Source organism: Paenibacillus hamazuiensis (assembly GCF_023276405.1).
Lineage (GTDB): Bacteria > Bacillota > Bacilli > Paenibacillales > NBRC-103111 > Paenibacillus_AF > Paenibacillus_AF hamazuiensis.
On the sequence record NZ_JALRMO010000001.1, the window covers coordinates 6022900 to 6036709 of the forward strand.

The window sequence follows — 13810 nt, forward strand, 5'->3', positions numbered from 1 at the left end:
ACAAAATATTTCCAACCCAACCAGCAGGAATAGGGCCTGCTACGAGACCCTTCCAAGTTAACAACCCACATACTCCGCCCGATTCGTAAAATAAAGCCCAATCTCCTTCACCCTCTGCCCCATAAGCCGCTCCCACTTCTCCGCATAGGCCCGAACCTGCGGTGCATAATACCGCACGAACGCCTCGAAATGCTGCTCCTCGAACAGATCCGTTTTAAAATCGGCGATTACCCAGCCGTCCTCTTCCTCGAACACCAGGTCGATCACGCCTTTCATCAGGGTGGGAGGCTCTTTGACTTCTGAACTCCAAACCATCTCCTCGGTGTTAACCGTTTCACGGAGCCAGCGATGCCGCCACATCCGGCGCCGATGCCAGCGCCTCGGGGCTGCCGCCGCTTCCTCAAGCTCCGGCTGCCGCTGCAACGAATCGGCGAGCCGGCCCCACGGATCGATCGCGGGCTTGTCCGCATATCGGCTGACGACGAGCAGTTGCTTCGCGCGGGTGACGGCGACGTAATCCAGCCGATCATGTTCCGCATGCTGGTAAGTGCGCTCCCTCTCCGCTTTCTCGTCCCAGCCACCGGACCTAAAGCATGGAAAAACTCCATGTCCATCGCCTCCAGTCCCGATTCCTCGGAAGTAAACGGAGCATCGGATTCCAGCGGCACCATTCGTCCTCCCGTAATCTTCTGCAGCATCTGCCGCTCTGCCGCCGATAGCTGCAAATGCTGATCAACGATGTACATCGTCTGCGTTTGAGGATCCGGTTCCACATACCGACGAAGCTCCGGCGAATCAACGAGACCGTGCTCGGCCAAATACCTCTCGTATCGCTCCATAAGGCTGCGTACATATTCGCCTTTAGCAGCATTTTCAAACTAATCCGACGTAAGCTCGTCCGAACGAACCAATGCCTGCCGCCAGGCTTCGAGTGACCACAATTTTTTTGCGAAGCGGATACGCTCGAATCAGTTCCTGAAGATGAGTTAATCGCCGAGTCATTGCACCATCTCCCAAGCAAAAAAGGAACCTTCGGCTGCCAGCGTTAGCGTTCCTTTTTCGTATTTTTATGTACGGTACATCTCCTGCCATCGTTCCAATTGCTCCCGCATCTTGTCCCGGTAAGAGACCGGCTCGAGGATTTCCGCTTCCGGCCCGTAAGAGTTCACCCACATCAGAAATTCACGGTCATGGTTCAGCGTAACCTCGAACAAAAGACCGCCGTCCGCAGTGTCCTTCATTTTGGGCTCAACGAACCACTCTTCTTCTTTAATATATCGGGCTACTTGCGGCGAGAATCGTACCTTAAACCGAATCAGCTTGCCGTTGCCCCGCTCGATCGAAAACGTATGTTTCATGTACTGGCGGATACTGAACCCGTCCTTGTCGAACTTCTGGTCTGTGATCCCGACATCGCGAAACCGGCTGACCCGGAAAGTGCGAATGTCTTTCGCCTGATGGCAATAGCCGATTAAATAGAAGCGCTGCTCGCGGGGAATAAGGTAATACGGATCGATCAGGCGTTCCGTCTGTTTATTTCGGCTCTGTGTATGGTAGACGGCTCTGAGCGTATTTTGCTGCAAGATAGCCTGAATAATCGGATACAGGTAGTTCGGGCTTTCTTCATCCCGGCCAAACGGCGTTCCGAGCTGGATGATATCCGTCACTTGCTGCAGCACATCGGCACGCCGACTTTTTTCTTTATGATGGGTAGCCATGACTTTCTCATAGGCCGAATCAAAGCCGGGCGGCAAGAGCGGCTTCACTTGATCGATCACCGAAGGCAGCATCGAAAAAACAAGCGCTTCCTGCTCGGTAAAATTAAGCGGATACATGGAGAAACTGCCGACGAAGGTATACCCCTTCCCATGACCTAAATTCGTTAAAGGGACAAAAGCACTAAGCAGTTCGAGATCCCGATAGATCGTCCTATCCGTCGTTTCGCAGCGTTCTGCGAGCTCGCGGCCCGTAATGCCCGGTTTTCCCTGAATAAGCATGATGATGCGTAGCAGCCGGATTAGTCTTTCCGTCATAGTCTGACTCCTTCCAACGTCGGTTTTGTCTTACTAATTTCGACAAAAACCGCTCAAATCCTGCATCAGGTGTTTAAATATTCCTTTTTATCCATTCGACACCTCACTCTTCTCCCTCTGAAAACTCGGGCTCGGGGTCTATTATACCTACCAAAAACGACAACGGATTGTCAGCGAACGTTTGTTTGAACAAAAAAACGAAAAAAAGGGATGTGCAGCACGCACGTCCCTTTTACGTTCGTTGAGGACCTTCCGGAAGATCGGCAGTAGGGATATTTTTCATAAGAGCATTCTACCTTCACCTCTTAACAGGCTCCGTAGACGTCCCCCCAGTATCATCTGCTTTTGGCACATTTACTTCTAAAAGAAACGAGCTGCCAAGACGTAATTGTTCTACCACTTTTCTTACGTCGAGTTGTATCTTACGATTATGGGCCATGAATACCTCCGCAATTATTAGTTTTACCTTTATAATAGCGGAAACATTTGACAACACCCTGTCACGGAACGCTTGTTTGCAATATAGTGGTGAAAATCAATGTTTATTGTTTAATCATCCAGCATCTGGTTTATGTTCGGTAATACTTTCAAAGCTCGTCCACGAATATATAGATCGAATTCGTTTTCAAATCCCGTCTTCTCCAAATTGATCAGCACTTTCTTACCCATTGTCAGTCCCGGCAACTGATTTACCGGGTATACCTGCAGACTCGTTCCGATGACTATAACAAGGTCGGCAGCTTGAATCGCATGAAGAGTTCGGCCCCAAGCTTTTTCCGGCAAAGTCTCCCCGAACAGGACGACGCCGGGACGCAGCCTTCCTCCGCATTCACAAGCTGCTTGTTCCATGAAAGCTTCTACGGTTGAAGCCTTGGAACATTTCGCACAACGGATGGATCGGATGGAGCCATGAAGCTCTTCCACCAGCTGATTCCCCGCCATTTGATGAAGGCCGTCGACGTTCTGGGTGGCCAGCAATTGCAGAAGTCCTTTTCGCTCCCATGCGCTGATCACATCATGTCCCGCATGCGGACGGACACCCTTCAAAGATTCCAACCGATGCGTGTAAAAAGCATGGAATAATTCATAATCACGTTGAAGGGCTTCTACTGTAGCAACCATAGTCGGGTCAATCTGACGCCACCATCCATGTTGCGAGCGAAAATCCGGAACTCCTGCATCGACGGAACAGCCCGCTCCGGTCAAGATAACTGCTCGTTTCGCTTCTTTAATCCAGCAAGCTGCAGTATAAAACGGGTTCTCGGAAAAACAAGCATCGTGCCATCTCTCTTGGGAATATTGACCCGGATGATATCGCTGCAGTTCCTTCCAGATATCCATGGCAAACGCCGGATGGACATAAACCGGTGTAAGCCGAAACCAGGAAGTGCTGAGCCATCCCAATCCCTCTTTTAAGTCCGGTGATTCCCGCCGCTGCGTTCGATTCAGATTCACAAGTAAATCCCTGTCTTCCTCATGCAAAAAATCAGCTAAAGCACTTTCATTCGTTTCCTTCGTAAAGAGCCATGACCGTTCGGTCCGTTCCCCGTACAAAGAAATCGTCCCGCCCTCAGAGGCGATTGTTAATAACAGTTCACTCATGGGGCATCCCCCTCTTAATTCAATTTGATATGCGTCGTCTCATCGACTTCAATATCGAAGATCAGCTTAATTTCACTTTCGGCCGATATCGTAACATGGAAACAAAGTTCTTGTGCGGTTGAATCCGATGATAACGGATGACTTGGATTCAATAATTGAAAATGACGATGAGGGATCCAGTGGGTTACATGGATCTCTGCTGCCGTACTTTTCTGGTTTGAAAGGAAAATTTCGTGAGACTCTATAGTCATTCCCCACTTCTTTTTGCGGTCTCTCAATACATGCTCGCATCGAATATCAAACGCATCCCCAAGGTGCAGCCTCACGGTTTCATTTTTTGCAGTGTGGTTAAGTTCGTCTTCGCCGATGAACTCCAGCGCCCCATCTTGTTCGTCTCGCTGATAAACTTTAATGAGTCCTTTGGGTAAAGGTCTGCCGAGTTGCATATGATTTGCATTCATGAATTCCAATATGATTCTGGCTTTTGTTCGACTTGAGCGACAATCGTAATAAACTTTACAAGGAACGTTTTGAGCTTGGAATAACGGAATTTGTTTGGTTTGATTTTGCTTTAACGTAACGCTTTGATCGAGTGTATATATGTGATAATCGGCAAATTCCTTTTCCACAAAATTGGCATCTGCTGTCGAGTATACGACATTCTCCCTTTTCTGCACATACAGAGGAGGCTCTGGCCGGATTCGCTGAACGTCCCCGGCAATGACTTTTAATTTGGCGTTCGAGAATGTCGTGCCGGTTTGATTGTCGATTCTCACCCAACCGGTTAGATCGCAGTGGTCTTGCCTCAGTTCAACAACATAGTTTGTAACCCAATCAAGGCCTTCTGTTAAATAAGATACCTCAATACAATCCGAATGTTGCCGTGGTATCTTCCATGCCAACGCCGGCTTAATCAATAACCCTTCAGGCAGTTCGGGCAAAACGAGCTCATCTTTAGGGTCTAGATAAATCTCTTTGGTTTCTATGTTTTCTAAGATCAATCCGTGGTCCGCGCTAAGCAACCGACATTCTTTCATATTCCCATCTTGACCCTTTAGCTTCACATGTCGGCCTACGTATTTACCAAGCAACTTTTCTTTATTTACGAGATCGTATTCATAGTTCATTTCATGGATGCGGAGCCCTTGAATTAATAACGAATCCGTATCCATTTTTTCCGCGACATCCAAAAAGTAAATGCATTCCGTATCCGGCTCCATATTTAAGGAGCGTTTTTGCCTTATGGCACCAAAGTGGCCATTATAGACCGTGATTGCTAATTCCAGCTCTTCTTCCCGGGTGGAGAAATATGGCTTCATGCGGTACCTCCGTTTTATTATAGATCGCCGAATAAAACAGGCTGGACGTTATTGCTTAAGTACAGCGGATGTCCGGGTTCCCCGTTCTTCAGCTTTTTAAGCGCGTATACTTTCACTCCAGCACTGCGAATCAGCTCCAGGACCTGTTTGCCTCTGTTTCGGATCCGTCCATGTTCTCCCCAGGCTGCAATTACCATGGGAGTATCCCGAATAGATTCCAGAATGTAAGAGTCATTGTCGTCTCCAACCGGATTATCGCACAGATGTAAATTCTTAGGGTCTGTGCTGCGATATGCAAACAAGTTAACGACCTCCAAACTCCCGAATCCCCAGCGTTTGGAATAAGTAATACACTTTGATATGGTATTGTCGTCCGTGAGATGATCAGCTGTAGATGGGTTCAACATAACCCATACAATCCGAGGTTTTCCTTCTTCCCATTCCCTTGCGAGTCGATATCGATACTCGCCCTTTAAGATGGCCTCTCGTTTCAAGATGACGTCTCCTCCCATTGTACTGTTTTCTACACCCATATGCCCCCCACAAAGCGGCAGGATACTGAATCACTTCTACGACTCATACTTTTCCATTCGATTCTTATTTGTTATCCTTTTCCCGTTGTACATCGTTATCCGGTGAACCAATAACTGCATAGTGCGTCACATTAAAGTTCACGCTATTATCCTCACGAATCCAACATGGTTTAACTCAATTATATGAATACACAAGCATTTCGCAAAAATCTAGCAACAACCTCCCCTCTTACAGGTACCGTTTCGCGAATCCTTACAGCCGTAATAAACACAAGTGACATTTTAGATAAAAAAATACCTACATGACTCGTATGTTTAAGTCCGTAGGTATACGTTTGGCCAATGCTGTCAGGTTAAGCGGGACCATAGCGGAACTATGATTCGCTAAATCGGTCCATTTCGGATATTTGGGAAAATTAGCGGAACTCAGGTGATCTATTTGCCTGTTCGCCCGGTACAAACGCCATTTTCCGCCGATTTAGCGCATCTCAGTTCCTCTATTTTTCCAAAGGTGCCCGTTTCCCCCAAGATAGCGAACGTGGGTTCCGCTATTATAATAAGCTGCTTATACTAGCAGCCCCGGTCTGTCCAATTTCGGACCGCGATCCATGCGAACGCATTAATCTGACAGCATTGAACGCCTCGCCTTGCCCCCACCCCAGTGGAAACTAACTGCGGGTCAATCTCGCCTTTTCGATGACAAGCTCGGCTCTTCGCTCTTCGAATTTGCGTACCACTTCGCCCGCGATCAGCTTTTGCTGCTCTTCCGTTAACTTCATCAGTTTGCATTTAAAATGAACCTTCTGGATGATGCGGTCAATTTCCTTGATCTGCCGGATAACTTCGGAGATTTTGTCCCGAGACGCCTGGGTCTGCGTATGATGCAGCTGCCGAAGAGCCTTGTCTCGGCTTTCTTGGAACTTCTCGATCGCGCCCAGCTTTATGGCTTCAAGGATACCGTCAATAATGCCGTCCCACATATTAAATCTTGGAGATCAGGGCCGTCATCCAAACATGGAGATTAGCCGCGTACATTCCCTTGGCCGCCTCCGGCACATTGGCGTTGGTCAAAATTTCATTCGCTTTTTCCATCACTTGAATAATCAAATCTCCCCGCTGCTTGTCCGAGAGACGGTCTTCCTGCGCTTTTTTTACATAAGCGTCCGCCTCCAGCAGCATCTTGTAGCCTTCCTTTTCGAGCAGTGCGATCGAGTTTTTCGTATCCGAGTAGGTTCTGGCGATATGCTCGATGGTGGAGATCGCATCGGGGATTTTACCGACTAGATGTTTCAACGCCTCTTGCTTTAAGGAGTCCAGGTCAAGTCCCGACTGCTTGCTCTTATCGGGCATAATGACCTCGACTTCAGGTTGATGCCGGGTTATATTTGTATGATCTGCCATGTTCTCGCTCTCCTTCAGCTTAATATAGCGGCCACACGCTGCCGCTCTTGTTCGATCCGATTGCGGAGCTGCTCATATCCGTCCAAAGCGCCCGCATCGCCGGCCAGGCTGGACTTCAGCAACTCTTCATGCTCCTTGCAGGTCTCGTCAAAATGTTCATCCACGAGCGCCATCGTTTCCTTGATGGATAGGTCAAGCTCGCCGGCCACCTGCGGATTAAATTCCTCCGACCATTTCCGCAAAGAGGTTCGCAGTTTCTTATCCAGTTTCCCCTGCCAAGTAGCCACATCCCACAGGTAAAATCCGATCTCGATCAAAACGGCCACCACATTGCCCAATACTTTCGTGCTGGTGAGGCCGAGCTTGGCCAGGATCTGAGCCACCTGATTATGGGTCTGGCGCGAAAATGTTTTGTTAAACAATTTGCCGACGTGCTTCAACGCCATTTTGCCGAAGTTGGCGACTCCCGCTCCGGCTCCGCCGCGGCCGCCGAATTGCCGAAAAAACTGGAAGGCGACATGCTTCATCCCTTCGTTTAATACACCTTTCATTACGTTGGTCTTCAGCTTCTCAAACTTGTCCGAAATCAGGGTTACACTCCGCTTGTAATGACCTATGGCCGTATTGGCCAGGTCCTCCATTTCCCGATTCAGCTTTTCCAGCCGGTCGACCATGAGCTCAGCCGTTCTCTTGCAAGCAAGCGCAGCCTCCCTCGGCAAGACATGCGCTTGAATGAAGGCGCTGCAGTCGCTTCCTTGCGTCCACCGATTCGAAGCCGCGATATGTTTGCTGCATGTGTCGGCAATAGCCGATTCTTCCCGGGCAACATGTGCCTGCAGCTCGGAGATTAATTCACCCCTGCGCCGCTGTACCAGCGCATGAATATTTTTTTGCTTGTCCCGGAGCTGGTGGATCTCCTCTTCCAGCATTCGCTTCTGCTCCTGATCCAGCTGAACCATGTGCCGCTTGGTTTCCGCGGCGCTTGCCAAATTCTCGTAGATCGACTCCAGGACCAGCTTGGCCCGTTCCAGCCACTGCCTCATTCGCATGTCGGAGCTCGCCTCTTGAGCCAACCACTGCCACAAATGGACCGCTTCCGGTACGGAAGCTTCCCCTTGCTCTTCCACCAGGAAGGTGTTCACTTCCATTCGGATTAACGACCGGACATGATCTTGAATCTCCTTAACCCGGCGATCCGACTCTCCCGATCCGGCGGGCACCCGGTTGATAACAAGGACGACCGGCGGCAGGTCATGATGAAAAACCTCATGCAGCAGCTCGAGAAATCGTTTATCGGCTTCCAGCATCCCGCTGCGGTACATCACGCAGAAAACTATATAATCGGCCTCGGGGATAAAATTATTTAATACCTCGGAATGCTCCTCATAGATGGAGTCATATCCCGGCGTATCCAGGATATGCGCCTCCACTTCAAGCTGAATCCGGGTGCGGTGCTGCAATCGGCGCAGAGTGGAAACGGGTTCGTCCAACTGCCTATAAAATTGCTCCTGCGTGATCTGTTCAACTTGCCCGTCGTTATGTACAATGGCATATTGATCTTCCGTATTCGCGCCCCCTATGACCTCGGTCACTATCGATGTTGTCGGTGCCGCGGATACTCTGAGCCGCTCCTCGCCGATCAGGCTGTTGATGAGGCTCGTTTTGCCGGAGCTCGTTCGCCCCACAAACGTCATATACAAGGCGGGTTGATTCAGCTTCTGCAACAACAGTTCGGCCGCGCTTTGCATGGTGGGATATCCGATTTGGCCCGCGAACCGAATCGCCTGTTGAGTCGATGCAATAAGCTGCGCGCGTTCTGATTCATATGCCCTCACGAAACGGCCTCCCCACTTACAGTCACACTTAATTTGTCGACGGCTTCCTTCGCCCGCCGTAAAATCTCCAGAGATAAACTCGTGTCGCGTACCAGCGCATCATGATTCAGCAAGCTCTGATCGATAATAGCCCGGCGCTGATTAAACTCGGCTTCGATTTGGTTTAATTGGTCGACAAGCAGCTTCTCCAGCTCCTGAATAAGACGAGTCATGTATTGCTTCGTTTCCCGTTTCACCATATCCCGAAGCTGCTCCATCACCTCGGTTACGATCGATTTGGCGGACTTTAACGCGGCGGCCTTCCTGCGGTTCTCGATGGTAGACTTCACGGAATACCCGAGCAAGGTCCCGACCAGACCCGCCACGGCGACGGCCCCTGCAACCACCCATCCGGCAGGATTGGACACGAGCAGGCCAAGCAGAACCGGGGCGGCGGCCATAAGCCCCAAGCTGGCCACGGTAGGAATGGTTCTTTCGAATTTAAAGCTGCCTTCGGATTTCACTTCGAAATCAAATTCCGGCTTACTCTCGTTTAACTGCTTTAGAATGGACTCGAAGTTCACCAATATTTTTTTCGCCGCGTCTTGAATTTGAAACTGCAGCTCGTTAATTACCGTTAATTGAGCCTCCTGAAGCTGCTCGGTGACGATCGTTTCGAAGTAATGCCCGTCATACACCCCGGTTGAGATCTTCCCGCTAATGGCCTGCAGGACCTTATCCTCCAAATCGTCCGTAAAAGAGGACATGATCTTTCGAACGCCGCCTGCCAGCTGCTCCGACTGCTCCTTCAGCTCGTCGAAGCGGCTGTTGATCGTCTCCCGTTCTTCCTCAAATTTACGCTGCTGCTCCATGAGCTCCATTTTCGAGGTATCCGCGTTTTTTTGAAGATCCTGTGCAATTAATTCGTTGATCCGAATGCTCTCGACAATCTTTTGCTCCAGCCATACGACGTTGTCCCAGACGACATCTTTCGACCAGGTCTGCAAACTGTTGTCTATCGTTTCCTCCAGCACCGGGATGCCGGAACGGTCCCTCAGCGCCTTATCTTCGGTATAAGTGGCAAGGACAGCGTCTTTGATCTGGACCGGCATAATTCCCCTGCTGTATGGAACGCCAATTTCGCTCGAAATTTTCGTCAAAACCCCGTGATTATGGCTCATGCCTCCTTCCAGCTCGCGTCTGGTTTCGTTTTCCCACCAATTTTGAACGAAGTAGGCGTTCGACAATTGCGGCCATACGGCCCGCAGAAACAGCGACTCGATCCGCGTAATGGGAGGAACGGTTCTAAGCAAGAAGATCGCCGCCGAACACGACATGATGTACTTCATCGTCGTTTCCTGGTTCGCCGCACTTAAACTCGCCACACCCGGAAGGTCCACAAACACAACATCCGGCCGCAGAAGAGGCGAATGGATGTGCAGCTCAATATGATGAATCCCCAACTGATTGTTCGGATTAAATTCATGATTAACGAGCCGGTTTAACTCCTCCCGGTCAATAGGCGCGCTGGTTTCACGCCCGTCCTTAAATTTCACGATATAACACGGTTCGCCTTCGATACACTTATGAATTTCGACCGGGATGCAGGTCGTTTCATCGGCTTCCACCGGTAAAATATCGTCCCCCACGACAAGCGCGTTTAACAGGGAGCTTTTTCCCGCACCTTGTATTCCCAATACGGCAATAATGAATTTATTGGAGATTACACTTTGTTTGCGGCTGGCGACTGCCTGGTCGAACGCTTCTTTGGCCGAGTCGTCCGGCAAAGATTGGCGGATAGTCCGAATTAACTCTTCCTGGCTCAACAGATCTGCAATGGATGGCATATCGAAGTCTCCTTCTATGATTGAGGTTTACGGGCTTTCTCGAGAGCTTTTTGCTTGCCGAAGAAAAACATCCAAAACCCGGGAACCGATTGAAGAAGCTCTTGTTCCTCACGGTAGCTCCTCCACTCCTTGGCTTGTTCCTCCAAGCGGTCGTTTAACCGGGATAGCTGCTTCTCGTAGGAGGTCTGCAGCTCGCTAACTTTGTCGTTCATAACCGCCAGCTTGTGCTCCGTCTCCTCCAGCTTGTTCAACAGCGCAGCCAATTCCCTTTCAACAGCCGATCGGACCGATTCAACCCGCTCCATCAGCTCCTGGCTCGCCTTAGTCCCTTCCGCCGATTGCTGCTGAACGACGGTTTGCAGGTGATCGGAAAAGTCCTTAAGCAGCTTCTGAATTTTTTCCGAGCGTTTCTCTCCATTGAGATCCGCGGCTTTAATCGAGCTGCTTACGGTCTCTTCCAATTCCTCCAGCTGTCGCTGCTTCGCCAGCCTGGATTGCTGCAGAACCTCTTCAATCCCGCTATGAACGGCATTTTGCAGATCGCCTAAGATTCGTTCGGTTTCCTCGTCTACGAATATCGTAATAGGGTCTTTCGTTTGGTTGCTCATATAAAAGTTCCTTTCTATCTGGGTTCAGTTTTGTACACGGAGCAGCGACGAGACTTCTTTGAAAAATTGGCCCGCTTCGTTTCGAGTATCCGCATGATCCAGCTGCGGGAATATAGTAAACAGAAGGGATAACGCTTCCTGCTCCTCTCCTTTTCCGGCATGCCACATAAATTGATCGGCGGTATGAAACAACGCGGTGTATATAGGATTGACATGATCCACGATGCAGACGGGGTTTGGAATCGAAGCGAATTCCATGAGCTCCCGGTAGCTTTTATACGCTTCGGAAAGCCCTGCATCGTGGAGATACTCCTTGAGCGATTGCACCATCCACACTGCGGGCATGTTCTTCAACACTTTGGAAATGAGCGGCCCTTTCAATACTTTACGCGTCAAACCGAGCTGATGGATATCAAGCTGGATGAGGCCAAAAGGTTTTGCCGCGCCGTCCTTCCAAAAGTCCCCTTCGATCTGATCATTCGTTGTTAAAAAAGCATATTGGAACGGCAAGCTGCCCGTGCTTATTTTCACCTGCTTGAACGTATTGAAGGAAGCCGCACCAACGGGATATGTCCCAAAGAGCGAATAAAATGCTTGGTCCATCCATAACTCGTCACGGCCAAAAAACCACAGGTTATAAGCTGCAGGATCGTTCCCATGACGGACGAGAGCCTTTTTGATCATTGCTTGGGCATAAGCTCTTTTGTGCCGGTGCGCCAAGGACAAGAGCGATTGGGTGTAGGTCAATTGATCTTGACTCAGACGCATGGTTCGCAAAGGCAGATCCGGCTGTTCCTGAACGGGCGCCTTTATAATCATCTCCGCCGGTTCTTGGGCCGTTTGCTTTGCCCTGCCGAACCAGACTTCCTCAATGTCGCCCAATCGGGAAAGCAGCGATTCCAGGACGCGGGCGTCCTTTGGTTTGTTGGCCCTGGCGGCAATCACCCCGTTCTTTCTTGCCATCTCCTCCCGGATGAAATGTACCCTCTTCTCCTTCTCCGCCTTCCAGCTTGTTACATAAGAAGCCAGTTGTTCGTCAAACAAAGACACGTAAGCTTGAAATTCCTCCAGCGTCTTGCGTACGTTAACCACTTCGATCTGTTCTTCCTCGTAGACCGTTTCATAGTCGCTTTCTCCGGTAAAGAAACGCGCTGCTTTTTTCAACCATAAGAAGCCACTAGGCTTTTTCCTTTGCGACGTAGTCACCTTTGTTTTGGTTTCCTTATGTATCTTGACTTTGTCGTCCTGTACAAAAGTTCGGCGGTGCGAACGAACATCTTCATAAGTCAGATTCAGGATATCCAGAACTCTCTTCTCCACCGCGTCCGAGGAATCGATAGATGAAAAAACGTCCGTCTGCAGCTTCACGGCGCTTTCTTTCAGCTTCTTGGCCTCGGCTTGGATCTCGTGTTCGGCCAAGCTTTCAGCATCCCGCAGCAGCCAATTTTTACGAATTTCCCCCAGCCGTGAGTTCAACAGGAGTCTGCCATCCTTAAAGAGACGATCCACTTGCTCGCACTTGCGATCGTAATTTCGGATGTAAACTTCGATCCCTTTTTTCAATTGATCCCACCTGTTAATCACATCGGAGGTAATGCCTTTATCCTGATGATAGGTGGTCAGATCAGCCTGTATGCGTTCTTTCATCGAATCGATATGCCTTAACAGCTGTGACAACCGCCGGCTCGATCGCTGATCTTCCATTTGCCTGCATACGGCGTGCAGCGAATCGATGAGCGGCTGCAGTCTGGATTGGGTCCAGTGATCCATGAGCCGAGCACCTTGGGATTTCAAGCCTTCCAGTGCCGATATTTGAAAAACCGGAGCCCGGCTGAGGGACTTGTTATCGGTCTCTTGAAGAATCTTCTCCATGCGTTCCCTCAATCGTTTCTCCACTTCTTGAACGGAACGCCGAACAACTCCCCCCGAAGTCACCTCACTCGTAACGCAGTCGATAAAATTCTGAACGACCATGACCGGCTTATGCTCCAGAGCAATTTGATTGAGAGCGTTCAAATTCGACTTATCGCTGTTAGCTTTAGTTGTTGTCACGTACAAAACAAGATCCACCGTAGGAACCAGCTGGCGCAGCGCTATTTCTTCATGTCCCTCTAATCCAAAAGCATCAAGGCCGGGAGAATCCACGATTTCAACGTCATGCCCTATCAAGAAATCTGGAAACTCCAGACAAATCTCGTCGACGTTTTTGCCGTTACCGGGATTTTTCAATTCATCGGCATAATCGGCAATGACTTCTTTATTTAATTGCTCTCCCGTAAATTGAGCGGTCGTTCCGACTTTATATATGATGGTCGCCCTACGGACGGGGCTTTTCTTGCAAGAGACAAGAACCCCGGAGGTCGGTCTTGCTTCTTGGGGCAAAATCTCTTCGCCGCACAGCGAATTAATCAAGGTGGATTTCCCGGAGCTCGTCACCCCAAGCACGCCGATGCGCCAGCTCGATCTTGTCCACGTTTTTACTCTCTTGTCCATCCACTCGAGGTCGCCCTGCACATAGGCCTTAGGAATATCCGAATGCTGCAAAATTTGCTCTATCTGACTGATGACGTCCAGTTCTCTCATAATATCTCCATCCACTCTTCATCTTCCGACTCGGATCATACATTGTAAGATTTGTAAGATGCTTCGTACA

11 protein-coding genes are annotated in these 13810 nt (G+C 49.7%); all 11 read right to left on the minus strand.

Translation table 11 applies throughout. The features are described 5' to 3' along the window. Window positions 1-57: 57 nt before the first annotated feature. A complete protein-coding gene (locus MYS68_RS26085; protein WP_248928650.1) occupies window positions 58-423 on the minus strand; it encodes a PD-(D/E)XK nuclease family protein in 366 nt (121 codons plus the stop codon). A 644-nt stretch (window positions 424-1067) separates the two neighbouring features. Continuing rightward, window positions 1068-2033: a helix-turn-helix transcriptional regulator gene (locus MYS68_RS26090; protein ID WP_248928651.1), complete on the minus strand. Its 966-nt coding sequence runs from the start codon at window positions 2031-2033 to the stop codon at window positions 1068-1070. A gap of 549 nt (window positions 2034-2582) precedes the next feature. Further along, a complete protein-coding gene (locus MYS68_RS26095) occupies window positions 2583-3635 on the minus strand; it encodes an SIR2 family NAD-dependent protein deacylase (protein WP_338043618.1) in 1053 nt (350 codons plus the stop codon). A 14-nt stretch (window positions 3636-3649) separates the two neighbouring features. Next, window positions 3650-4954 carry a DUF4139 domain-containing protein gene (locus MYS68_RS26100; RefSeq protein WP_248928652.1) on the minus strand — a complete coding sequence of 435 codons (1305 nt, stop codon included), beginning with the start codon at window positions 4952-4954 and terminating at the stop codon, window positions 3650-3652. Window positions 4955-4971: 17 nt separating this feature from the next. Continuing rightward, window positions 4972-5448 (minus strand): DUF1643 domain-containing protein, encoded by a 477-nt coding sequence (locus MYS68_RS26105; RefSeq protein ID WP_248928653.1) that lies wholly within the window; start codon window positions 5446-5448, stop codon window positions 4972-4974. 707 nt (window positions 5449-6155) lie between these two features. Beyond that, window positions 6156-6467: a hypothetical protein gene (locus MYS68_RS26110; protein WP_248928654.1), complete on the minus strand. Its 312-nt coding sequence runs from the start codon at window positions 6465-6467 to the stop codon at window positions 6156-6158. Window position 6468: 1 nt separating this feature from the next. Continuing rightward, window positions 6469-6888 (minus strand): hypothetical protein, encoded by a 420-nt coding sequence (locus MYS68_RS26115; protein ID WP_248928655.1) that lies wholly within the window; start codon window positions 6886-6888, stop codon window positions 6469-6471. Between the two features lie 14 nt (window positions 6889-6902). Then, a complete protein-coding gene (locus MYS68_RS26120) occupies window positions 6903-8723 on the minus strand; it encodes a dynamin family protein (protein WP_248928656.1) in 1821 nt (606 codons plus the stop codon). Next, window positions 8720-10549 carry a dynamin family protein gene (locus MYS68_RS26125; protein ID WP_248928657.1) on the minus strand — a complete coding sequence of 610 codons (1830 nt, stop codon included), beginning with the start codon at window positions 10547-10549 and terminating at the stop codon, window positions 8720-8722. Before MYS68_RS26125 ends, MYS68_RS26120 begins: the two co-directional genes overlap by 4 nt. 14 nt (window positions 10550-10563) lie before the next feature. Next, entirely contained in the window at window positions 10564-11157 is a 594-nt protein-coding gene (locus MYS68_RS26130) for a prominin family protein (protein ID WP_248928658.1), read from the minus strand. 24 nt (window positions 11158-11181) lie between these two features. Beyond that, complete coding sequence (locus MYS68_RS26135) at window positions 11182-13740, minus strand: dynamin family protein (RefSeq protein WP_248928659.1); 2559 nt, start codon at window positions 13738-13740, stop codon at window positions 11182-11184. Between the last annotated feature and the right edge of the window lie 70 nt (window positions 13741-13810).